We start from the raw sequence: 23611 nt of genomic DNA, 5'->3' as shown, positions 1-23611 counted from the left end.
CAAAGAGCTCATCACATTCCAAGCTGTGGTCGAGCCGGGCGGTTATGGCAAGTTAGCCCTTGGCAATCGCCACAGCTTCGCTCGCTAGCTGAGTGACGCGCGCAAAGTCGCCGCTTTCCACTGCATCGCGCGGGGTCAGCCGGCTGCCGCCGCAGGCAAGCACGTGATCAAGCGCCAGAAACTCTGCCAGATTGCCCGCGGAAACGCCGCCCGTGGGCATGAAGCGCATCTCGCGGAACACAGAACCCAACGCCTTGAGCATCGGCACGCCGCCCGCGAGGCTAGCGGGAAAGAACTTCACATCGCGCAGACCCAGTGCATAGGCGCGCTGAACTTCGCCAGCGGTCATGGTGCCCGGGAAGAAGGGGATGCCTTCATCGAGACAATAGACGGCGATCTCGTCGACCAGGCCGGGGGACACGATGAACTCCGCGCCGCTCGCGCGGACAGATTTGGCTTGGTCGAGTGTCAGGACGGTACCCGCACCAACGATCAGCCCTTCGGTTTCGGCGATGATCGCCTCCATCCCAGCTTGGGCGGCATCGCTGCGCATCACAACTTCGATGACCGACAGGCCGCCAGCGTTTAGGGCATTGGCGGTCTTCACGGCGAGCGCCGCGTCATTCTCGCCAATCAGGGGAACCACGGGCGCTGCGCTGAGCCGGGAAGAAAGATCGCTGGTCATGTGGGTATGCCTCCGTGCCCCATTGCGCCGCTTGCCGGGCGCCTTTGAAAGAGGCTCGTCTCTAACCCTTATTACGCCTGATGCACCAGTGAAAACGCTGTGCAGCGAAGGAGCAAACGTATGCGCGGCGCACCGTGATTTAGGCAGTGTGCGCGGTCACATCATGGCCATAGATCCAGTCGAATTGCGCATCCAATGCTCTGGGGACAAGGCGGCTGGCGAGCCAAATCGGTCCATAAGTCGCGAGCTTCGCAGGCGCGCTGCGGCGGTGGAATATGCCCATATTGCCGGTGGCACGGCGCTGAACGCGCGCGGTGCGCGGCTGACGCTGCGCCTCGTAATGGACTAGCGCGTCTGGCACATTGGCGGCCTCGGACAAAGCGCGCGCTAGCACCCAGCCATCCTCAATCGCCATCACCGCCCCCTGCGCCATAAATGGCAGCATCGGGTGGCAGGCATCGCCGAGCAGGGTGACGCGCCCGTCGCTCCATTGATCGATTGGCGCGCGGTCAAACAAGGCCCAGCGATAATGCGCATCGGCTTGCTCGATCATGCGAGTGATCACCGGGTGCCAACCTGCGAAATCGGCCGAGGCCTGTTCCCTAGTTCCGCGCTCGCTCCAGCTTTCGACCTGCCAATCATCGCGTTCCACCACGCCGACAAAATTGACCAGTGTTCCTCCGCGCAGCCGGTAAGTGACGGCATGCTTACCCTCCCCCATCCAAATACAGGCGGCGGGCGGCGGGGCATGCTCACCCAGCTGATCCATAGGCACGACCGCACGCCATGCGACATTGCCGGTGAAGCGCGATTTGGACCGCCCGAGCATCTGCTGACGAATGACGGATTTGATGCCGTCTGCGCCGATCACGATGTCCCCTTGCACTCGCGATCCGTCGGCGAGATTGACCCAGGCAGAGCGCGCGTCCTGACCATAGCCGGTAACCACCGAGCCAGTTCGCAATGCGCCCGCGCTGCGTGTTTCCAATGCGTCTGCAAGCACTACGGCCAGGTCCGCACGGTGCACATGCCAGTATGGCGCGCCGTGGCGTTGTTCCATCGCTGCGCCCCAGCGGGTGCGCCCGATTAGCTGGCCCGAGGTGCCGATGCGGAACTGCGCTTCCTCTGGGGCGAAGGCGGATTCCTCAAAGGCCGTTTCCACGCCAAGTGCGCGCAGCACCTTCACGCCGTTGGGGCTGACCTGAATGCCGGCGCCGACTTCGCTCAGTGTTTCGGCCTGCTCCAAAACCTCAACCTGCCAGCCAAAGTGATCGAGGCACAGCGCAGCACAAAGCCCGCCAATTCCGCCGCCGACAATGATCGCTTTCATGGAAACCTGTGCCTATCCGCTTGCGCCGCCGGGCGACTTATGGAGCGCCCCCTATCGCGGGCGCAGCGCATTCTATCAACACCCGCTGGCACATGGGTGATGATGGGGCTTTGCAGCTTTGGGCTGCCTCGCTAGAGATGCGGACATGCAAAAAACCCCTTGGCACAGCCGCTTCGTTTTCGTCCTCGCCTTGCTTTTGCCGGTCTATTTCGCCGGTTCAGCGCTTGGGACCAAGTTTGGATTGTGGAGCTGGCAAACAGGCCTTGGCACTCTGATCGCCAAGGTTGGCCCGCTGCTGCTTGGCGGCGTGGCGCTGGCGGCATTGGCTTCCTTTGTGGTCTGCATATTTAGAAAACCGCGCAAGGGCTGGCTGTTGGCTTTGCTCGCCATCGCGATCCCGGCGACCGCGTTTGGCGCACTAGCGATGGTCCGCGCGCAGGCTGGCGCGATCCCGCCGATCCACGATATTGCTACCGACACCGCGAACCCTCCCGGCCTTTCTGCCGCCGCGCTGGGCGCGCGCGATGAAAGCGGCGCGAACCCAATCAATGATTATCAGACCCCGCTCGGCCAGATTGAAATGTGGAAGGAAAGCGATCCAGAGATCGCCGGCAAATCCCACGCGCAACTGATCACGTCGGCCTATGCAGGTCTCGCGCCTTTGCCGCTCGGCAGCACCAGCCAAGCAGACGCAGTGGCCGCAGTTGCGGCGGCGATGGAAGACATGGGTTTTGACAATGTCGTGGCCGATACCGAAGCTGGCAGAGTTGACGGCCTGGCCGAGACTTTCTGGTTTGGCTTCAAGGATGATGTGACCGCTCGCGTCGCAGAAAATCAGATCGATTTCCGTTCGATCAGCCGGGTCGGGGTGAGCGATCTGGGTGCCAATGCCGCGCGGATCGAAGAGCTACGCGCCAATGTCGAAAAGCGGCTCAATCCTTAAACTGAATTGCGGCCAGAGCGCTGCGCTGAAAGACGGTTACGACGCACAGACCTGCATACGCATATGCGATGAAAGCGAACCATGCTGGAAACACGCACATTGCGATGAAAACTGCAATGGTCTCAGCGCCTTCTGCAAGGCCTGTGGAGTAAAAGAAGCTCTTTTTCCCATGCGCATCGGTCTGTTCGCCGCGCTTGCCTGCGATCACCGCAAAGGCGAGGAAACTGGTGCCGGTTAAAACGAACGCGGCGACCAGCACCAAAGCAGGCAAAGCGTTCGCCGGATCAAACAAGCCAAAGCCGAGCGGGATCGACACGTAAAAGGCAAAGTCGGCAACAATGTCGAAATAGCCGCCCAGATCGCTCGGCTGCGTCGCGCGCGCCACCGCTCCGTCCAATCCGTCTGCCAAGCGATTGGCGATAATCAGCGCGAGGCCCAGCCACAATTCGCCCAAGGCAATCGCCGCCGCCCCGGCCAATCCCAAGGCCAAGCCGCCAAAAGTCAGCATATTAGCGCTCACCCCGATACGCGCCAGTGCGGCCCCCATCCGGTTGAGCGGCGGATCAATCAGCGGGCGGAGTTTAGCGTCGAGCATTGTGTCTGGGCTTTACGTCCCAAACGTCACAAGGCCAATCCACGCGCCTGTCATAGCGGTGGCGATATTGCCTGCGATCCAGCTCTTGATGCCCAGCCCAGCGGCCTCTGCCCGGCGCTCCGGGCATAGAGTGCCAATGGTCGATACGAGCAAACCAATGCTCGCTAGGTTCGCAAAGCCGCACAAAGCATAGGTCACGATCAGCAGGCTGCGCCGCTCAAATGTGCCCTCTGGCAGGGCCGATAGCTCCAAAAAGGCGACATATTCGTTGAGGATCGCCTTGGTCCCCATCAATCCGCCTGCATCCTGCGCCTGATCCCACGGCACGCCGATCACCCACATCAGCGGGGAGAACAGCCAGCCGAAAATGCGCCCCAGTGTAAGCGCCTCTCCGCCGACCAAGGGTAGCAGGGACAGCGCCTGATCAGTCAGTGAAACCAGCGCAAAGACGACGATGATCACCGCCACCACGGCCAGGAACAGCTGCATCCCGTCCATCGTGCCTTTGACGATGGCATCGATGCTGCCTGCGTATTTGAGGCCCGGATCTTCGCGGTCGATCTCTGTCGCGATTTCTTCGCCGCCACCCGCGCCCGCCTTGCCCGGCACCATCAACTTCGCGATCAGCAAGGCCGCCGGCAGCGACACCAGCGAGGCGGAGATCATATGGCCCACCGCATTGGGCACCGTCTTTGACAGGCTGGAGGCGTACAGCACCAACACCGCGCCGCTGATGGTCGACATGGCCAGCACCATCACCTGAAACAGCTCTGCCCGGCTCATTTTCGCAAAATAGGCCCGGATCACCAGCGGGCTTTCCACCACGCCGAGAAACATGTTCGAGCCGCCCGCGAGCCCGACGACGCCGCTGACCTTCAGCGTGCGGCGCAGCATGTAGGACAGGCCGGCAACCAGCCAGCGCAGCACGCCCCAATGCCACAGCAGAGCGGCAATGGCGGAAAGCACAATCACCAGCGGCAAGATCTGAAACGCCACGATCAGCGGCGCATCCGCGCCTTCTTTGAGCTCAAAGGGCAGCGGCGCGCCGCCGAGATAGCCGAACATGTAGGATGAGCCATCGAGTGTCGCCCGCTCAATCGCGGCCACACCAGCATTGGCATATTCCATCACGGACCAGACAAATGGCACCCGCACGATGATCAGCGCGAGCGCGCCCTGCATCACCAGCGCCCCGGCGATCCATGCCCAACTGGGCCGCCCGCTGCGATTTTCGGACAGGCCCCATGCGATCAGCACCAGCAGCGCAAGGCCGATGATCCCGCGAAACTGATCGAAGAGTTCCAAACCGCTCAACCGCGCCGCCAGGTGTGATATTTCTCCACAAAGGCGAGCAGTTTTTCCGGCTTGTGCGCCTTCTTCCAATTGCCGGCGGCAAATTTGTTCGCCTCAGCCATGGTTGGGTAGGGATGCACGGTGCCCAGGATCTTGTTGAGGCCCAGCTTGTGCTTCATCGCCAGCGTGTATTCGGCCAGCAATTCGCCCGCATTCGCGCCGACAATGGTCGCGCCCAGGATCGTGTCTTTGCCGCCCGGCGGGGTAAGCACTTTGACGAAGCCCTTGGTTTCGCTTTCGGCGATTGCGCGGTCGAGATCGTCGAGATCATAGCGGGTTACCTCGTAGGCTACGCCCTGCTCTTTCGCCTCAGTCTCGTTGAGGCCAACGCGGGCAACCTCTGGATCCAGGAAGGTCACCGCCGGGATCACGCGGTAATCCGCCTTGAACCGTTTGAACTGGCCAAACAGCGCATTGACGCTGGCGAACCAGGCCTGATGGCTGGCGGTGTGGGTGAATTGATAAGGGCCTGCGACATCGCCCGCCGCGTAAATGTTTGGGAATTTGGTGGCGAGGAATTCGTCGGTCACAACCGTGCGGCTGGTGTCGACGCCAATATCCTCCAGACCATATCCGGTCAGGCGCGCTTTGCGCCCAACCGCAATGATCAGCGCGTCATAGGGAACTGCGCTCTCGCTACCCTTATGCTCGACGACAATCGCGCCACCTTCTGCGCGTACCGCTTTGTGATCAGTCAGGACGGTAACGCCCGCTTCCTCCAGCGATTGCTGCGCCAGTTCAGAAACCTCTTCATCCTCGCGGCCCAGCACACGGTCCGCCATTTCGATCTGCGTGACGTTAGAGCCGAGGCGCGCAAGGGCTTGGCTGATTTCGCAGCCAATGGGTCCGCCGCCCAGCACCGCGACGCGCGCGGGCGCTTTATCCATTTCGGCAAAGGCATCCCACATCGTATCTGAGGTCAGGTAGCCGCTATCTTCCACACCATCGAGTGGCGGAACAAACGGCTCTGCGCCCGCTGCGATCACGATGCTGCGCGTGGTCAACCGATCTGTGCTGCCATCATTGCGAGCGATCTCCACCGTCCATGGGTCGATGACCTTTGCATAGCCTTCAATCACATCGACGCCGAGGCCGGTGTAGCGCTTCACACTGTCATGCGGCTCAATCGCTTTCACCGCACCCATGACCCGGGCAATGGTCTGTTTGAACGGCACCTCCGGCTCGGCAGCGGTAAGGCCATATTTGTCAGCATTGCGGATCATGGCAGCGACCTTGCCGCTTTTGATCAGCGCCTTTGACGGCACGCAGCCCGTATTGAGGCAATCGCCGCCCATCTTGTTTGCCTCGACGAGGGTCACCTTAGCCTTCACCGTAGAGGCGATGAGCGCAGAGACCAGCCCGGCAGAGCCTGCGCCGATCACGACCATGTTGCGGTCGAAGGATTTGGGCTTGGTGAAGCCAGCATAGACTTTACGCCGCTTGATCCAGCCGATAATCAACTTGGCCAGCCACGGGACGATTGCCAGCAGCACGAAAGAGCCGATCAGCGCGGGCGACAAAATGCCCTCAAGACTATCGATCTGAGCGAGCTGGGTGCCCGCATTCACGAACACAGCCGTGGCGAGCAGCATGCCGATTTGGCTGACCCAGGCGAAAGTGAACGTTTTGATCCGGGTGAGACCCATGACCAGATTGACGACGAAGAACGGGATCGCCGGGATCATGCGGATGGTGAAGAGGTAGAACGCGCCGTCGCGCTCCAGCCCCTTGTTCACCGCCTTTAACCGGTCGCCAAAGCGCACCTCTATGCTGTCGCGCAGGACATAGCGCGAGGCGAGGAATGCCAGCGTTGCGCCAATGGTTGAGGCAAATGAGACGACAATCGTGCCGACCACCAGGCCAAAGAATGCGCCGGCCGCAACCGTCATAATTGCCGCACCGGGCAGCGAGGCGGCGGTAACCGCGACATAGACCAAGAAGAATATGCCGATCACCAAAACCGGGTTCTCTTGATAGAACCCATCAATGCTGGCGGCTTGTTCTTTCACGCTGGCAATCGAGAGATATTGGCCCAGATCAAAGATGAAATAAGCAGCGACGAGCGCAATCAGCGCGATTATAATGACGATCTTCTTCATGGGTTTCCTATGCTTACCCCTACTTCGCACTGCTTGGCTAAGCGGTTACAGTTCACCCGCCAACTTCGCGTAGGTGGCAAGCCAGCGTTTGTCGATCCAGCGTTTGAGTTTTGCTGCCCAGCGCCCGCTTGCCGCAAGTCCCCCATAGACCGCGATGGCCGAGCCATTGCCGGTGGAGATCAGGTAAAGGCTGGCCGGGCGCGGAGGGTAGGTGCGGCTGGGTTCCCCGCCGCCCACAGCGGCGCGAATGTTCGCGGCGAGCACAGGTCCGGTGTGGACCGCATGGACGCCGGATCGCGGGACATGCCGGTCCTGACGGCTGGCAACGTCTCCGGCGGCAAAGATGTGTGGGTGAGAAAGGCTGCGTTGGTGGGCATCGACCGCGATGAAGCCTTGCGTGTCGGTCGCAAGCCCTCCCGCTGCGGGCCAATCAGGTGCGCCGCTGCCTATGGCGGCAACGATCAGATCTACGGCCTCTAGGGAATGCGAACCAGCGAGCAAATGGCCGTTTTCGATGCGGGCGTTTTCTGCGGCGATTGTGATACCTTGGGCGGCGAGTTCGGATTGGACGAGGCTGCGCGCTCTTGCCGCGAAGCCCGGAAGCAAGCCGTCTGATCCGGTGATCAGTGTGACATCGGGTTTTGAGTTTCCGCCGCGCATATTGCGCAGGCCAAAGGCAAGCTCGGTCCCTCCTGCCCCGCCGCCAATTACCGCAACGCGCCGAGCGTCTGCTGTTTCACTCCATTCGCGCACCCGCTCAGCAAAGGCATCAATCGGGCGGACATTGGCAATGCGCGGATCATCGCCAAGGACGCGCGCGGCTCTGCCAACCCCGCCGGTGTCGATCGAGCATCTCTTGAAGGCGATCAGCCCGCTGCTCAGCGTCATGACAGAGCGTGCCTCTGGGTCGATAGCTATGCAGCGGTCGGTTATGAATTCAGCGCCCGCGCGCCTCGCCAAAGCCTCGACATCGACCAGGCCGTCCTCCGGCGCATATTCGCCAGCGATCCAGCCGGGTACAGTGCCGGAATATCGCAAGAACCGCGAAGGGGTGAGCACCGCCGCACGCGCAGTTGGCAAGCCATCACGGATCCAGTCCGCCAGCACCGCGAGATGCGCATGTCCGCCGCCGATCAGCAGAATCTCAAAGGGCGCGCGCGCAGTCATCCCTGCCCATTTGCGCGCCCGCCCGCCGATGTCAAAGAATGCGCGCTATCTCAGGCACTCAAGTCCTTTCGATAAACGGTCCTGCAGGTCCTGTAGGCTGACCTTTTCGATATCGGCAACGGCATTGTCCGACGCCAGCAGGCCCGCCTGACAGCGCAGTGACTGCGACACCAGATCGACGGATTGCAATTGCGACAAATGCTTGGAGAGCACCTGTTCGTCGCCGCACAATGCCTCGCCGAGGCCTTCGACAATCTCGGCCAGCTGAATGAGCTCGCCTGATATATTACCGAGCAGCTCTGAGGGGATCACTTGTTTTGTCATGCCGCTAGCGAGAGCTCTTCATCGTTCATGAGTTTCGCGAGATTGAGGATCATCACCATATTGTCGCCAATCGGCGCGAGCCCTTCGATGAAACCAGCAACCTTGTCATTGGCGATCGCGTCTGGCTTTTGCAGGCTGTCCGCATCGAAGGAGACAATGTCATTCACGCTGTCGACGATCAGGCCGCGCGCCTGTCCGTCCCAATCGCTGACGATGATCGGATTGCGAGAGGTCGCCTCGGTCGCCTCCCAGCCGAGCCGCACCGAAAGGTCCAGCACCGGCACAACTGTCCCGCGCAAGTTCACCACGCCAGAGACATAGTCCGGCACCTGCGGCAGCAGCGTAACCGGCGACCACGCGCGGATTTCCAGGATCGCCATAATGTCGAGACCAAACAACTGGCCTGCGACTTCAAATGTTATGAGTTCGCGTTGCATCGTTTCTCTCTTTTCCTTCGCTCAATGGATCACACGGCGCACGGCAACAGCCAGTTTTTCAGCGTCGAATGGTTTTACGATCCAACCGGTCGCCCCGGCATTGCGAGCACGCTGCTTCTTTTCTGCCGAGCTTTCGGTGCTGAGCACCAGAATGGGCCGCTCCGCATGGCGAGCGCTGGCGCGCAGTTCCTCAATCAGACCAAATCCATCGAGGTTCGGCATGTTGATATCGGTGATCACCAGATCGACCTCGTTCGATGCCAGCCACGACAGCGCAATCTCGCCATCTTCGGCCTGTTCCACCTCAAACCCTTGTTCGGTCAGAGAATGGCGCAACAAGGCACGCATGCTGGGGCTATCATCGACTGTAAGTATGCGAATGTTTCGGCTCATGGCCGGCTCCTTTCCAACCTTTTAAAAGAGTTCGACATCGCCGCGCGTTTCGCGAGACTGTGCCTGAGTGACGGGAGCAACTGGCGGAGCGGCTGCGGCTTGTGTGGTGGTGCAACGGACCTGGCCCGAGGCGGGCTTAAAATTGATCCGCCGCGCGTTTTGGCCCTCAAGATCTTCGTGGACCAAGGCGATCCCTTCGCGTGCCAGAAATGCGCGGGCAAAGGCCGCATTGTCCGAACCGATCCGTTTCAGCTGAACATGCATGTTCGCGCCGCCATAAAGGCGCGCCTTCAAACGCGATTTCTTCGCGCCCAGAGCCAGCATTTCATTGATCAAGAGCTCCATCAAATAGACGCCGAAATGCTCATCCACCTCGGTTTTGTTTTGGCCAACCGCAGGCTCAGCTAGCAGAAAGTGATTGAGCCCGCCGATCTTTGCGACCGGATCATACAATGCCGTCGCAACGCAGCCGCCCAGAATGGTGGTGTATTCGACCGCTGGATCTGCGCTGGCGCAGGCATCGCCCTGCATGACCGTGATCTTTCGGTTGGGACGGCTGATATCAGCTAGTTTGGAGAGCGATGCGCTCATGCGTATTGCCTCCAACTCGTGAGGCGTTTTGCGATGTCTTTGATGGGCAGCACCGAATTCGCAGCTCCCAGCGCAATCGCCGCGCGCGGCATGCCAAACACCACGCAGGACGCTTCATCTTGGGCAATCGTATCCGCACCTGCCTCAACCATTTTGAGCAGGCCCTTGGCGCCGTCTTCGCCCATGCCGGTTAGCAAGACGCCGAGCGCATTGGGTCCGCCGACCTTGGCGGCTGAGGTAAACAACTTATCGACGCTGGGGATATGCCCGGAAACAAGATCGCCGGCGCGCAGGACGGAACGCAAATTGTCCGGATTGCTGCCCGCAACAGTCATATGCCTGTCGCCGCCTGGCGCGAAGTAGACATGCCCTTCCTTCAATGGGGTTTCATTTTCTGCGATCACGACCCTCGCCTCGCATACGGCATCTAAAGTTTGCGCAATTGCCGGCGCAAAACGGGCATTGACGTGCTGTACAATCATGGTCGGCGGGCAGGTTTTGGTAAAACCAGCAAGCACAGTTCGCAGCGCTTCAATACCGCCCGTTGATGAGCCGATCGTGATCAGTTTTGGCTTTGCCCCGCTTGCGCTCACTTCGGCTGTCGGGAGCACTGGATCCTTGGCGGCAATTTTTACGAATTTTACCTGCGAGGCTTCATGCACCAAGGTACACAAACGGCCCCCATCATCCAATGGAAGACCGCCGTGCCTATCAGTTTTCGCATAACAACTGACTGCGCCCAGAGCCATCGCCTGCGCCGTGGTAGAATTGCCTTCTTGCGTCGATCCAGACACGATGATGACGGGCGTCGGGCGCAACTCCATTATCTTTTGCAAGAATGACAGACCGTCCATGCCGGGCATTTCGATATCAAGCGTCACGACATCTGGATTGAGCGATTTCATTAACGCCCGCGCTTGGCTCGCGTCGCAGGCATTGCCGACAACCTCAATGCTAGGGTCACGCGACAGGCGTTCTTGCAACAGTTTACGCATCGTCATAGAATCGTCGACGATAAGAACACGAATAGTCATGCGCCTCTCCTTCGATAAATTGTGGGACCAACCGGCTCAAGCAAATCGGCAGCTTGCCCAGAAACACGCTCGGAATGGCCAATGTAGAGGTATCCACCAGGGCGAACTTGGTTAGCTAAACGCCACACCAGACGCTCCTTTGTCGGGTGGTCAAAATAGATCATCACATTGCGGCAAAAGACCACATCAAAGGTGTTCTTGATCGGCCAATCGCCTAGCAGATTGAGCTGGCGAAAGCGCACTAAGCCATGCGCCTCTGGTCCAATTTTCAAAGTGTCGCCATAGGCCTTGCACCAATTGTCTAGCAAGGCCTGCGGTATCTCTTTCATGGCCTCTTTTTGGTAAGTCGCAGCCTCGGCCGCGCTTACCGCATGCTCCGCCAGATCGCTCGCCAAGGCGACCAGCTTGCTCTTGGCAATCTGCTTTCCTTCGATCCGATCCGGACCAAGCAAGGTTAGCATCAGGGTCCAGATTTCTTCACCGCTGGAACAGCCCGCTGACCAGATGCGCACGGGCTGTTTTGACAACGCCTTCGCCACCAGATCCCCGCGCACATGCTTTGAGAAATGCTCAAAATGATGCTCTTCGCGGTTGAAATAGGTGTGATTGGTGGTCAGCGCCGCGACGGTTGCGGTGGCCTGATCCTGATCCTCTTCAATTAGCGCAAGATATTCGGCAAAGGTCGTGCAGTTGCAGCGCCGCAGCAGCGGGGCGAGCCGCGAATAGACGAGCATCATCTTGCCTTCCGACAACACAATGCCAGATTTACGATGCGTGAAATCAGCAACTTTGGCAAAATCCGCACGGCTGAACACCTGCGGACTAACGCCCGGCACAATGCTGTCGTCCATTTTGCTAGCAGGGGTCAGCATCAGGCTCATGCTGCCACTGCCTCGGCCGGAGTGTTTGGCAAAGAAGTGGGCGATGCGGCCTCTTGAACCAGACGGTCGACATCGACGATCAGCGCGACCTGGCCGTTGCCGAGAATGGTCGCGCCCGCCACGCCTTTGATCGAGCGATAATGGGTATCGAGGCTCTTGATCACAAATTGGCGTTGATCAGTAATTTCATCGACCAGCAGCGCAGCTTGCCCGCAATTCTCAGTCTCGACGATCACCAAAACGCCATCGGTCGGCTCAGCCGGACCAGTGCCCGAGCCAACAAATCCCGCAAGCGGCATGATCGGCACGAAGGTTTCGCGCACATTCAGCATTTGCCGATCTGTGCCCATGCCTTTGATCTGATCCGCCGTCGGGCGCAGGCTTTCAACCACATGCGCCAGCGGGATCACCAGCGATTGGCCAGCCACCTGGACAATCATGCCATCGGAAATCGCCAGGGTCAGCGGCAGGGCCAGGATAAAGGCTGTACCTTTGCCTGGTTGCGATTCAATCGTAATCCGTCCGCCCAGCTCTTTCACATGCTGGCGCACTACATCCATTCCGACGCCGCGGCCTGAAATGTTGGAAACCTGCTGAGCGGTTGAGAAACCCGGCGCAAAGATCAGGTTGTCGATTTCCTCGTCCGACAATTGCTGATCTTCGGTCACAACGCCTTTTTCCAGCGCCTTGGCGAACACAACCTCGCGGTTGATACCGCGCCCATCGTCTTCGATGCGAATGACAATCCGCCCGCCGCGGTGCTCCGCCTGAAGCAGCAACGTTCCATCGGCAGATTTGCCAGCTGCAAGCCGCTCTTCGGCTGGCTCAATTCCGTGATCCACCGCATTGCGGATCAGGTGCGTCATCGGCTCGCTGAGCATTTCGATAACGGTCTTATCGAGTTCTGTGGACTCGCCTACCAGCTCCAATTTGACGTGTTTGCCAGTGGAGTTTGCAAGCTCGCGCAAGACGCGCGGTATGCGGTTGAAAACTGTGCCGATCGGCTGCGCGCGAATGGCCATGGCGCGTTCCTGCATATCGCGGATCAAGCCATCGAGCATAGTCAGCTCTTCGCAATGCGACATGTCATCCGCGCTGAGGCGCTGGGCCAGCATCGCTTGTGCGATCACCAGCTCGCTGACGCCGTCAATCAACCGGTCGAGCTTAGCCAAATCAATGCGGATCGATTGCCCCTCGCGCGATTGCCGCGCAGCCTGATTGGCAGAGGCCGCTGCCGCAGGTTTTTCTGCTGGCGTGGGTGCGGCTTTGGCCGGGGTATCGACTTTGTCTGTGTCCGCTTTCTCCACCGCGCTTTCGCTTGGCTTTGCGGCTTTGCCACTCGCTTCAGCCTGCTTGGCATCGGTCTTCTTCGGTCCAGCCGCACTACTTTGCGTTTTGCCAAGCTGCGGCTCAGGAATGGCAGCGCCTTCGCCAATGGTCAGCGAGCAGCCATCGCCGGCAAAGTCGAAAATGTCATTGACCGCGTCTTCACCGGCCTCCTCAGGCACCTCGAAGCTCCAGCCCAAATAGCCGATTGCAGGGTCAAAGTCGTCGAGCTGAGGCACGAACGATATGTCACATTCTCTCACCTTGCCGCCCAGCAGCTCAAGCTCGCGCAGCCACAGCAGCGGATCGCCGCCATTGGTCATGGCCGGGGCATGTGGGCGGAAATGGACGCGGATCGGCGTTGTCGCACGTACTTGCTTGGTCGTTACCTCTGCGGTGGTGTCTGCTACTGCCGGTTCTGTTTCAAGGTCGTCGAGCAGCGCATCGAGATCAAGGTCATCATCAGCGCCAGCAGGCGCTTCCTCAGGAGTTTGCTCAGTCGCTGCTTCTGCCGCCGCGCTTTCAACGCCCGCAGCATCGGCGGCGCCCGCATTCGCAGCCTGCGCATCAGTCAATTGCTTGATCAAGGCGGTGTCGTCAGGCGGATCCTGCCCTTCACGCGCCGCATCGACATGATCACGCAAACAATCGAGCGCATGCAGGAACAGATCGACCAGCTCTTGAGTCAGCTCGACCGCATCTTCCCGGACGTCGGCCAGCAATGTCTCAAAGCAATGGGTAAAGGCCTGCAGCGGAGCGTGGCCAAATGCGCCTGCGCCGCCCTTAATGGAGTGCACACCGCGAAAGATCGCATTGATCGTTTCGGTGTCGTACTCTCCAGCCTTGCAGGTCTCTAACCCGGCCTCTGCTGCCTCGAGCGATTCTTCGCATTCGACGAAGAAGACATTTTGGATATCATCTAAATTCATGTCTCACTCGCCTCCCAAAATACATGCCCCAGCCCAGCCAGATTGACAGCGTTACGAAACGCGTCGGAGGCCGGATCAATTTGCACACCAGCACCAGTTTTGGCGGCCGAGACAAACAGTTGGAGCGCCGCATGGCTCATCTGCTCGACCTCACCCGCATCCACAGGATAAGGTCCATCAATCGCTTCAGAACCGACCGCTTCGACCAGATCGTCGCGCAGGATTTCGGTCGCGGCGCGATTGCACACCGCAGGCAATTTCAGCTTTGTCATGGCAGTTCTCCACTGGCCCCGATCGCGATCAGAACTCGCTCCAGTCGTCGGCACTGACATCAGCCGCGAGCGCGAGATTGCCGGATACGGGCGGAGCCTTTTGAGCCGGTGCAGCTCTCTTGGTGTCCTGCCGCACAGCGACGACAGTCTTGGGCGATTGCGCAGCTTGAGAGGCATCACCACCAACTCTGAACTGACCAACCAAACTGCCAAGCTCACGCGCTTCATCGGCTAGGCTGCGGGCTGCCGCCGTAGATTCCTCCACCATGGCTGCGTTCTGCTGTGTCATGCGGTCCATTTCGCCGACCGACACATTGACCTGCTCCAGGTTCTCCGCCTGTGATTGCGAGGCATCGGCGATGTCGCTCACCTGCTCGTTCACCGTAGCAATGCGTTCCACGATGTTCTCCAGCAGATTGCCGGTTTCACCGACCAGCTCCACACCTTCGCCAACCTGTTCGGTTGAGGTCGTGATCAGCTCTTTGATGTCACGCGCGGCATCGGCGCTACGCTGAGCAAGGGCGCGAACTTCATTCGCAACCACTGCAAAGCCTTTGCCTGCATCGCCAGCACGGGCTGCCTCTACACCGGCGTTGAGGGCCAACAGGTTGGTCTGGAACGCAATGCCGTCAATAACATCGATGATTTGCGTGATTTCATTGGCTGATTTCTCGATCGAAGCCATCGCATCCACGGCGCGTTTAACCACCGCTCCGCCATCATGCGCAACCGAATGGGTGCCCGAGATAGACTGCTGCGATTCGGCCGCTTTCTTCGCCGATGTGCGAACCAGATCGGTGACCTGACTCATCGCTGCGGCGGTTTCTTCTAGGCGAGCAGCCTGCATTTCATTGCGCGATGCCAGATCATCAGACGCGGCCCGGATTTCCGATGCGCCAGTGTTAACGCTCGTCACCGTTTCGCTGACCTGCTGCATCAGTGTGCCCAAGCGATCGACTGAGTTGTTGTAACTGGTGCGCAGCGCCTCATACTCAGGATCGAGTTTCGTCTCGATCCGATAAGCAAGATCACCATCAGCCAGCTTGTCGAGAGCGGTGGTGAGTTGCTCTACCACCTCGCGCTGTTGATCGGCACTATTGGCTTGCGCTTTTGATGCAGTACGGAAAACCTCAATCGCCTTGGTCATCTCGCCAATTTCGTCAGGCCGATGTTCAGAGGTCTTGCCAGCATCGAGGTTGCCCTGAGCCATTGCAGTCATGGTCGCTGACGTGGTCGTCAAAGCGTTGAGAACTCGTCGATTCAACAGGGTTAATCCGACCAGAACCGACATCAATAGCAACAGCCCCATCGCGGCTATCGATACAGAGGTCCAGAAAACCGTCGTTTCCGTGCTCGCCGTAGTCCGTTCCTTTAGCGCAAAGGAACTTTCAACAATCGCATCGATTTTGGTCTGATGAGATTGAAATATTGGAAGAAGCCGCCCCATCGACGCATCTGCCGCCTCTGTATCGCCGCGACGAACAGCCGGAACTAGGCTCGAATTGATTTCTGACCAGAAAGCCTCGCCGTCCGCTACCGCAGTGTCTTCAATTGCTGCCTTGAGATGCTCAGGCAAAGGAGAACCGGCCCAATATTCGCGCCGTTCGCCCCACTCTTTTTCAAGCTGTGCCAAATAGGAGCTGTATTTTTCGAAATCCTCTGGTTTGTCGTTCAGTATGTTCGCTTCCATGAATGCCTCAACCAAATATTGCGGCGGCGGCAGGATGTCCGCGATCAACTCATCCGTAAGCTGGTTTTGCGCATAAAGATCACTGCCAATGCGGATCTTGTTTAGCGAATATGTCATCACAAGTAGTGACACGACGATAATGCCAAGAATGGCCGCCCCACCTATACGGGTCAGCTTCTGAATTGTCATGGATAGCCCCTATCTCTGGCTGCTCTGCGTTGATTGATGAAGCTGGGTTTAGTCAGCGTGGATCAAGGGAGAATTGCCGGGGGTCTAGGGACGAATACGGAAGGGCTATCGCCGACCTCTTTAGCATCCATTCATTAGACCTACTTCGCACAGCAGAGATGCTTTGCGTGAGGCTTTGCCGCGCGCGCCTTTGGTCAAACACTACGCATGGGAACACCTCTTCCAATGAAAGAAGCTCGAGTTTTAGTCGTCGATGATTCAGCCGCGATGCGCGCCCTGTTTTGCGATATTCTTGAACAATCCCGCAATGTTGAAGTAATCGGCACCGCCCGAAACGCCGACGACGCGCGCGATCAGATCGAAGAGCTTAAACCCAATATCATCACACTGGACGTTGAGATGCCGGGCATGAGCGGGATCGATTTTTTGCAAGAGATTATGGAGGAAAACCCGCTGCCGGTAGTGATGCTGTCGAGCATTACGCAGAGCGGCACGGGCACAGCTCAGCGCGCACTCGATCTGGGCGCGGTAGCGTGCTTTCCAAAGCCGGTGAACACCTCGCAAGAGAACTTTAAAGCCGCCGTCGCAGAACTGGGCAAGATTGTGCTCGATGCCGTGAACGGTGAGCTTAAGAGCGGCGGTGAGACTGCTGGCGGCAGCGCGGATGAGGCAGCCTCAGCCTATGATTGGGACGGCAAAGTGCTCGCCCTATCTGGCGGCAACACCAGCCTTGGCACGCTAAGGCAGATTTTGGCAGCCCTGCCCGCCAATTGCCCACCGACGCTGATCACGCTCGATTGCGATGAAGGCGATGCGCAAGACTTTATGACGAAGCTGTCCTCCTCGGTCGCCTGCACCTTGGCAAAGGCCAGCAATGGCGCGGTGATGGAGCAAGGTTCGGTCTATATCGCCTATGATAGCGATTATCACGCAATGATCGAGGCGGGGTCGCAGCCAGTTTTGCGCTTGGTTGACCGCGATCCGGTCGGCGGCGTGCGTCCTTCGGCAGACCTGTTGTTTGGCGCATTGTCGCGTGCCGGAATTGATTGTGTCGGCGGCCTATTGGAAGGGCCCGGCAGCGATGGGGCCAAAGGCCTGGCGATGCTGCGCGATGCGGGCAAAGAAACTCTGCTGCAAAAGGCCACGGTCGCCGGGAACGGCGAACGGATTGATGCCGCGCGCAGAGCCAGTGCAGGCACGCATTATCTTGGCGTTGAAGAATTGGCAGCAAAGGCGCTCGAACTCACCAGCAAAGCCACCGGTGCAGACCAGCTCGCGGCCTAGGTCAGAAGATACGGCGGAACATGCGCGCGAGCTCAGTCGCCGCCCATTCAGCAAAAGAGCGCCCTTCGGTGCGGATTTGAACCGATCCCGGCACCAGCCGGATCTGATAGTCTTCGCCGCTGAGCACGCCTTTTTCCGCGATCATCCGAATACGGTACAGCGCCTCTCTCGGGGCCAGCTCCTCACCGTCTTTGTCGACCGCAATCGGTCCGCCATTGGTCGAAGCCAAGATGGGCTGTTCTAGCCGCGCAATCGCGCTCGAAGACATTTCAACCAGCTTGGCGGAGCGGGACGGCCCGCCCGCATCGGAGGCTACAAATGTGCCCAGCGCGCCATCGCTTAGGCGCCAAATCTCGTCCTCTGGCACATAGGCCTGAACATCGTAATCGCTCGGCGTTACGACATGGGCGATCACTTCTTCGCCGCCGATCCAGCGGCCGGGATGCATATCTGGCATCAGGCCCGAGACCGTGCCCGGCCCCGGCGCGCGCAGGATCAGCTTGTCGGCGCGTCGTTCGAGCCCAGCCAGCTTGCCGCGCTCCCTCGCCAGTTCTCGTTCCAGAACCGCGCGATTGGAGCGGTCCCGGCTGTCCGCCATGGAGCGGCCCATTTGCAGCTCAAGCTGAGCGATCCGAACTTTGGTAGAGGCGGCGTCTGCTGCGAGCTCCGGCGCGTCGAGCTCTATGATCGGATCACCTGCAGCGACTGTCTGGCCGTTTTGCGCAATCACTTTGACCACGCGCGCGGGCTCTCCTGAAACAATCGGCGCAGCGCCAACCGGGGTCAGGACCGCATAGCCGGTCACATGCCGGTCGAGCGGCAAGAACGCAGCCAGCAGCAAACCGCCAACTATCCCGAACCACGCCTTGCCCCGCCTGGTGCTGGTGATCGATTTGCGAAGGCCCGCCCATTCGCGCATTTCGGCAAACACCGGACGGCCAATAAACACCCCAAGCTCTACAATCGCTAGGATCAGACCGAGCGGTTGGAAAAACAGATTGTAGACCAGGATCGCGATCCCGGTGAACAGGAATAGGCGGTAAATCCATGTCGCATAGGCATAGATGATCATCCCGCGCCGCAGCTTGTGCGGTACTTCTTCCGGGGCATCGACGCCTAGTCCGAAGAGGATTTCGCGCATCTTCCACTTGCCCAGAGCAAAGGCGCGCGGCTGTAAATTGGGCACGTTGAGGAAATCCGACAGCACGTAATAGCCATCGAAGCGCATGAACGGATTGAGATTGATCGCGAGGCTCATGATCCAGCTGGTCGTCGCCAGAATAAAGGCGACGCTGCGCGCGGTGCCATCGGGCAGGATCACCCACAGCATCGTCGCAATGCTGGCCACCATCAGCTCTGCGGCTACCCCTGCGCAGTCAATCGCCAGGCGTTTCTTGCGTGATGTCAGCCGCCAGGCCGCCGTCGTATCGGTGTAGAGCACCGGCATCATCACCAGAAAGCTGACCCCCATCGTCGGCACGCGGCAGCCATAGCGGGTCGCGGTGTAAGCGTGGCCTAGCTCGTGCAGGATCTTCACAAAGAACAAGCCTGCGCCGTAAGCGATCAGGCCCTGCCAGCTGAAGAAATAGAGAAACGACGCCATGAAGGCATCCCATTGGCGCGAAACCAGAAACAGACTGGTGAGCGCGAGCACGGCGAAGAACACCAGGCTGTAGAGCGACCACAGCGGGCGGACATGCTCAATCGTGCGCTCCAGAAAACGCGCGGGCTTAACCAGCGGAATGCGGATGAAGAGATAATTGTCGAGCAACCACTTCCACGCCGCTTTTTTGTTGCGGGCGCGCTGCTCCATAAAGGCAGAGACACTGTCCCGCCCGACGGGGCCGACGGTAAGACCATTGGTCGTAGCGAATTCTACCACGGCATTGAAAGCTTCATTGGATTCGTCGCTGGTAAGGCCGCGCTGCTCCAGATCATCACCGATCCGGGCCAAATTGCCGCTCGCCCAATGCGAGAAGATCACAAATTCGATCTGGCCCAGTTGAAAGAACGCATGGCGGACCGGGTCGAACAGGTTCCAGCTCGGCGCTCCATTGACCAGCGGCGCGCCCGGTTCGATCCGCAATTCCTGCCGCAAGGCGGGAAGCGGAGGCGGCTTTGGCATCTCCGGCAAATCAATGGGGATCGCCGCTGAACTCATAGTCCGACAAATTGGCGCAGGGCAGCAATCGGCCGGCGCAGCAGCGAGTAAACAAACGGCACCCAGCGGCCATAGACCTGAGCCGTGCCGCGCGAGCCAATCCGGGGGTTATCGCCATCCAGCCGCGCGGTGAGCGCAAAGGCGAGCGTTCCATCGGGCGTCTGGCGAGCCTGATAACTCGCCGTCTCCAGCAGACCGTCGATGGCCCACAAAGGCTGGGAATCGAGCCACATCTTGATCTTCGCGCCCTTTTCCAGCGACATCTGCTCTGCTGCTGGCAAATCGATGCGGATCATCACCTCATCTGGATTGACGACCTGCATGATCGGATCGCCGACATTGACTGCGCGTCCCTCCCAATCGCGGCGGTCGCTAAACAAAGCCATGCCGTCGCGCTGAGCGGTGATCGCGGATTGTCCAGCGAGCTCTTTCGCATAGTCATACTCTGCCTGCGCGACCTCAACCTCGGCCAGCATGATCGCGATATCCGAGGTCTCGTCCTCGTCACTAAAGGCAGAGCTGGTGGAGCGTTCGAGGCGCGAGCGAGCAACAGCCAACCTTTCCTCGGCCAGCTCCAGCTCATTATCGAGCCGCACATCGTCAAAGCGCAGCAACACTTGGCCCGCCTTCACCGGAGCATTGGGCGTGACCTCAATCGAGGCAATCCGGCCTGAAAATGGTGCAGCGACAATGTAGGGCCGCTCAGCAACGATCTCAGCCGGGGCCAGAGCCGTCAGGCGCACTGGGAACAGCAGGATAACCGCGATGGCGACCGCGATCCATTTCTTCTTCTTGCTATCGATCACAGGCAGGCGGCGAACAGGCTTTCCGCCGCTCAGCGCGAGCCAGGAATGCGCCGCTGTTTCGGCGATGCGGGCTGCGCGAAATTTCTCGCCCTCCCGCAATGGTTCATCGCGGGCAAACAGCAGACCGCCGAACACTTCGCCGTCTTTGCCGAGCAGAGGCTGCCAATGCGGCTGGGAATAGGGATATTGGTCAAAGGCCTCGTCCGCGCGCAGGCTGGCGGCGTCAAAAGCGTTCGGCTGCTCCAGCCCGTGATCCTGCGCGAGGCGCTCAATCGCCTTTTCCAGCGCATGGATCAGCGGCGCATTGCGGTCGACGGTCGCCAAGGAGGAGGCGCATTGCACCTCAAAACCCTGCCCGATCCGCGCCTGGCGCAGCACAAACATCTGGCCGTAAGGCAAGACCTGCCGCGCTTCATTGGCGACAAGGTATTGCAGTTCTTCGACGGTTTCCTGGCGGCGGATTTCCGCCTCGAATTGCAGCAGCGCGGCGAGCTTTGCCGCACCCGGCGCTGCGCCTTTGGGGGCCAGAGAGCTGACCTTGGGCGCAGCGGACTCAATCGGATCAGGTTGGCTGGCTGCCATCGGCTTCAGCCCCTTCCGTGGCCGCTCCGCTCATTTCGCCTTCAGCCGCGCCTTCGCCCTCACCCGCTGCCTCTGCTTCGGTAGGTGCCTCGCTAGGCTCTTCGAAGCTTGCGGTGCCGCTCATTCCAGGCAGGACCAGAGCATCGCCGCGATCAATATTGGCACCAATGCGGATCGTCTTGCTGACCGGGTCAACCGATGCGCCCAGCCGGGTGACGACGCCGGTGATCGTGGCGCCCGTCTCATCAATCACGAAGTCAAACTTCGCCCCCGGCTCAAGCCAAGTTAGCCAATTGCTGGGAACAATCAGGTCGGCTTCGAGGTCGCCGCCGCTTTGAATGCGCAGCAGCGGCTGACCGCTGGCGGCCACTTCGCCGCGGCTTGCGATCTCTTCGACCACAGTGCCGGCGAATGGCGCGTAAACCGCGCAATCGCGCAGCCGAGCCGAGACCGCATTGGCCTCTGCCTGAGCGCGGCCAAGATTGGCGCGCGAGACCGCTACCTCGTTTTTGCCGACCGCCTCATAGCTGTCGAGCTCAACATTGGTCTCATAGGTCTTTTGATAGGCGGCGGTTGCGGCGCGGGCCGCGTTCAATTCCGCCTGAATGGTTGAACAGTCAAACCGGGCAAGCAAGGCCCCTTTGCCAAAGCTGCGCCCTTCCCGGTACGGCATAGAGGTAATCCGCGCGGTCATGCGCGAGGCCACTGTGCTCTCGTTCTTGGCCGCGATCACGCCGCGCGCCTCTAGCACCGGCTCTGGCTCAGGCTCTGCGGCGACTTCACCGCCCTCACCCGCTGCCAGTTCCGCCTGCTCTGCTGAGGCCACAGCGGTGTTATCCGACCACTGCGTGTCGCCGCTGCCCGCATAGACAACGCCTGCGATGACCGCAGCCACAGCAAGCATGCCGCCGCCAATCCACAGCTTGCGGTTGCCATCTTCTGCGGGCGGTGATCCCTCGTCCACCTGCTCAATGTCACTCATGTTTTAATTTCCAGACAGCTTTACCGCAGCTTCGCGGTCCTGCCACATTTGCTCCAGTGATGCGCGCAGAGTAGCGACATCTTCGCGTCCGGTCACGTTTGGACTAAACTCGTCGATGCCCATTGAGGCGAACAGGCCAGCATAGGCGTTTTGCGCCTCGGCATAAGCGATGTCATATTTCACCTCTGCGGCGAGCGTGTTCATCTCCTCACGCAGCAGTGTCTGACGGCTCATTGCGCCGGCCCTATGGCCGGAACGGATTTGATCCAGGATCTTGTCCTGCACCTTCATCTGGCGTGATGCCGTATCGAGCTCTTCGCTGAGATGGCTAAAGCGTGCGCGTGAGACGTGAACCTGTGTCATCACCGCCATGGTCAGCGCCAATTCGCGCTGCTCCAGCAGATCTTCCTGAGCGCGCACGGCCTTCTTATGCGCTGGCAAGCGGAACAGGTTGAGGACGTTCCAACTGGCTCGGGCGCCGTAGTTCATCCAGTCATTGTTAAACAGGAAGTCATTGGAATCGACATTGACGCCAAGGACACCGCGGAAGCTAGGCAGAGCGGAAAGCAGTGCCGCATCCAATTCGCGCGAATTGATCCGTTGGCGATAGCTAACCTCGCGCAGCTCTGGACGATTGAGCAGCGCCGTCATCATCATGTCTTCGCCTTGGTAATTGACCGCAGGCAAAGTGTTGGTGCGATCTGGCAAAGCGAGCGAGAACTCAGTGCCGGGGCGCAGGTTCATCAGCGCGGCCAATTGCGCCTTCGCAACCACCAGCTCGCGCTGAAGCTTGCGAATTTGCGCCTGAATTTCCAGCAATTCACGCTGGTATGTCAGCGCGGTCAGAGGAGCAGACAGACGTCGCTCAGCCAAACGCTCTGAATTTTGCAGCGTAGTGGTGACCGAGTCTTCCAACTCTTGCAGCTTGGTCAGCAGGCGTTCGGCGCTGACCGCCCGCCAATAGGAAGAGCGCACATCTTCGATAACACGGTTGGCAACCTTGCGGCGGCGCTCCTGCGCGATCAGAACTTCATCCGCGCCCTGCTTGGCCCGTACATAAGAGAGGCCGAAATCGAGCACGTCCCAGCCGAGCGAAAGGTCAGCGGTGAACAGGTCGCGTTCCTGCGAAGTTGAAGGCTCCAGCGATTGCCGCCGGGTAATCAGCGAGAGCGAGCTGGCACCAGAGAAGTTGTTACGTCCGGCATAGCCAGCGCTGGCAACCAATTGCGGCAGCATGTCGTAACGCTGAAGATCAAGCTCGCGGTCGCGCAGCGCAATCTCCATCAACTCGACCTTGTAGTCGAGATTGTACTTCAGCGAACGGGCCATCGCCTCATAGAGATCAATCGGCGCCGTCACCGGCTCCTGATCCACATCAACCCGCTCAAAATTGCTGGCTGCTGTTTCGTTCAATTCCGCCGCCGTGAACGGCTCGGGTACAGTTGCGCAGGCACCCAGGAAGAGTGTCGATGCGCTTACCAGTGCAAGTCCCTTATTCATTGGCTCACCTTCATCCGTTCTATTTTCAACTAAAAGCTGCAAGCAGTTTGCTTGCTTC

The 23611-nt window shown here is 59.5% G+C and carries 21 protein-coding genes; 2 read left to right on the top strand and 19 right to left on the bottom strand.

The window, feature by feature from the left end; genetic code table 11:
* Positions 1-52: 52 nt before the first annotated feature.
* Complete coding sequence (gene eda, locus AC0V6M_RS09060) at positions 53-685, bottom strand: bifunctional 4-hydroxy-2-oxoglutarate aldolase/2-dehydro-3-deoxy-phosphogluconate aldolase (protein WP_486138493.1); 633 nt, start codon at positions 683-685, stop codon at positions 53-55.
* 139 nt (positions 686-824) lie between these two features.
* Positions 825-2015: an FAD-dependent monooxygenase gene (locus tag AC0V6M_RS09055; protein ID WP_486138492.1), complete on the bottom strand. Its 1191-nt coding sequence runs from the start codon at positions 2013-2015 to the stop codon at positions 825-827.
* 145 nt (positions 2016-2160) lie between these two features.
* On the opposite strand from AC0V6M_RS09055, the gene AC0V6M_RS09050 reads away from it, so the two are divergent.
* Positions 2161-2958: a DUF1499 domain-containing protein gene (locus AC0V6M_RS09050; RefSeq protein ID WP_486138491.1), complete on the top strand. Its 798-nt coding sequence runs from the start codon at positions 2161-2163 to the stop codon at positions 2956-2958.
* Here AC0V6M_RS09050 and AC0V6M_RS09045 read toward each other — a convergent pair.
* From AC0V6M_RS09045 to AC0V6M_RS08985, 13 genes are read right to left on the bottom strand one after another with little or no spacing between them, the layout of a single operon-like run.
* Positions 2948-3553: a CDP-alcohol phosphatidyltransferase family protein gene (locus tag AC0V6M_RS09045; protein ID WP_486138490.1), complete on the bottom strand. Its 606-nt coding sequence runs from the start codon at positions 3551-3553 to the stop codon at positions 2948-2950. The two genes, AC0V6M_RS09050 and AC0V6M_RS09045, sit on opposite strands and share 11 nt — an antisense overlap.
* 12 nt (positions 3554-3565) lie before the next feature.
* A complete protein-coding gene (locus tag AC0V6M_RS09040; protein WP_486138489.1) occupies positions 3566-4867 on the bottom strand; it encodes a NupC/NupG family nucleoside CNT transporter in 1302 nt (433 codons plus the stop codon).
* A complete protein-coding gene (locus AC0V6M_RS09035) occupies positions 4864-7005 on the bottom strand; it encodes an FAD-dependent oxidoreductase (protein WP_486138488.1) in 2142 nt (713 codons plus the stop codon). The genes AC0V6M_RS09040 and AC0V6M_RS09035 overlap by 4 nt, the downstream gene beginning before the upstream one ends.
* Positions 7006-7050: 45 nt before the next feature.
* Positions 7051-8172, bottom strand: a complete 1122-nt coding sequence (locus AC0V6M_RS09030; RefSeq protein WP_486138487.1) for an FAD-dependent oxidoreductase — start codon at positions 8170-8172, stop codon at positions 7051-7053.
* A 45-nt stretch (positions 8173-8217) separates the two neighbouring features.
* Positions 8218-8496, bottom strand: coding sequence for a hypothetical protein (locus AC0V6M_RS09025; protein WP_486138486.1), 279 nt, complete (start codon positions 8494-8496; stop codon positions 8218-8220).
* Positions 8493-8933 carry a chemotaxis protein CheW gene (locus tag AC0V6M_RS09020; protein WP_472642949.1) on the bottom strand — a complete coding sequence of 147 codons (441 nt, stop codon included), beginning with the start codon at positions 8931-8933 and terminating at the stop codon, positions 8493-8495. Before AC0V6M_RS09020 ends, AC0V6M_RS09025 begins: the two co-directional genes overlap by 4 nt.
* Positions 8934-8954: 21 nt before the next feature.
* Positions 8955-9326, bottom strand: a complete 372-nt coding sequence (locus tag AC0V6M_RS09015; protein WP_472642950.1) for a response regulator — start codon at positions 9324-9326, stop codon at positions 8955-8957.
* A gap of 21 nt (positions 9327-9347) precedes the next feature.
* A complete protein-coding gene (locus tag AC0V6M_RS09010) occupies positions 9348-9917 on the bottom strand; it encodes a chemotaxis protein CheD (RefSeq protein ID WP_486138485.1) in 570 nt (189 codons plus the stop codon).
* Positions 9914-10951: a protein-glutamate methylesterase/protein-glutamine glutaminase gene (locus AC0V6M_RS09005; protein WP_486138484.1), complete on the bottom strand. Its 1038-nt coding sequence runs from the start codon at positions 10949-10951 to the stop codon at positions 9914-9916. The genes AC0V6M_RS09010 and AC0V6M_RS09005 overlap by 4 nt, the downstream gene beginning before the upstream one ends.
* Complete coding sequence (locus AC0V6M_RS09000; RefSeq protein WP_486138483.1) at positions 10948-11832, bottom strand: CheR family methyltransferase; 885 nt, start codon at positions 11830-11832, stop codon at positions 10948-10950. The genes AC0V6M_RS09005 and AC0V6M_RS09000 overlap by 4 nt, the downstream gene beginning before the upstream one ends.
* On the bottom strand, positions 11829-14087 hold the full coding sequence (locus AC0V6M_RS08995; protein WP_486138482.1) for a chemotaxis protein CheA: 2259 nt from the start codon (positions 14085-14087) through the stop codon (positions 11829-11831). The genes AC0V6M_RS09000 and AC0V6M_RS08995 overlap by 4 nt, the downstream gene beginning before the upstream one ends.
* Positions 14084-14359: an STAS domain-containing protein gene (locus AC0V6M_RS08990; RefSeq protein ID WP_486138481.1), complete on the bottom strand. Its 276-nt coding sequence runs from the start codon at positions 14357-14359 to the stop codon at positions 14084-14086. The genes AC0V6M_RS08995 and AC0V6M_RS08990 overlap by 4 nt, the downstream gene beginning before the upstream one ends.
* Positions 14360-14387: 28 nt before the next feature.
* Positions 14388-16238, bottom strand: a complete 1851-nt coding sequence (locus AC0V6M_RS08985) for a methyl-accepting chemotaxis protein (RefSeq protein WP_486138480.1) — start codon at positions 16236-16238, stop codon at positions 14388-14390.
* Positions 16239-16463: 225 nt separating this feature from the next.
* Between AC0V6M_RS08985 and AC0V6M_RS08980 the strand changes: the two genes are divergently transcribed.
* Positions 16464-17522: a response regulator gene (locus AC0V6M_RS08980; RefSeq protein ID WP_486138479.1), complete on the top strand. Its 1059-nt coding sequence runs from the start codon at positions 16464-16466 to the stop codon at positions 17520-17522.
* Between the two features lies 1 nt (position 17523).
* Here the strand turns inward: AC0V6M_RS08980 and AC0V6M_RS08975 are convergent, their stop codons facing one another.
* Genes AC0V6M_RS08975 through AC0V6M_RS08960 form a run of 4 tightly spaced genes read right to left on the bottom strand, consistent with a single transcriptional unit; the run spans position 17524 to position 23553 of the window.
* A complete protein-coding gene (locus AC0V6M_RS08975; RefSeq protein ID WP_486138478.1) occupies positions 17524-19647 on the bottom strand; it encodes a site-2 protease family protein in 2124 nt (707 codons plus the stop codon).
* Between the two features lie 32 nt (positions 19648-19679).
* Positions 19680-21071 carry an efflux RND transporter periplasmic adaptor subunit gene (locus AC0V6M_RS08970; protein WP_486138477.1) on the bottom strand — a complete coding sequence of 464 codons (1392 nt, stop codon included), beginning with the start codon at positions 21069-21071 and terminating at the stop codon, positions 19680-19682.
* Complete coding sequence (locus AC0V6M_RS08965) at positions 21052-22053, bottom strand: efflux RND transporter periplasmic adaptor subunit (protein WP_486138476.1); 1002 nt, start codon at positions 22051-22053, stop codon at positions 21052-21054. Before AC0V6M_RS08965 ends, AC0V6M_RS08970 begins: the two co-directional genes overlap by 20 nt.
* Positions 22054-22056: 3 nt before the next feature.
* Positions 22057-23553, bottom strand: coding sequence for a TolC family protein (locus tag AC0V6M_RS08960; RefSeq protein ID WP_486138475.1), 1497 nt, complete (start codon positions 23551-23553; stop codon positions 22057-22059).
* Between the last annotated feature and the right edge of the window lie 58 nt (positions 23554-23611).

This window comes from Erythrobacter sp. JB3-1, assembly GCF_057364995.1.
This window is presented reverse-complemented; position numbering and strand designations above follow the sequence as displayed.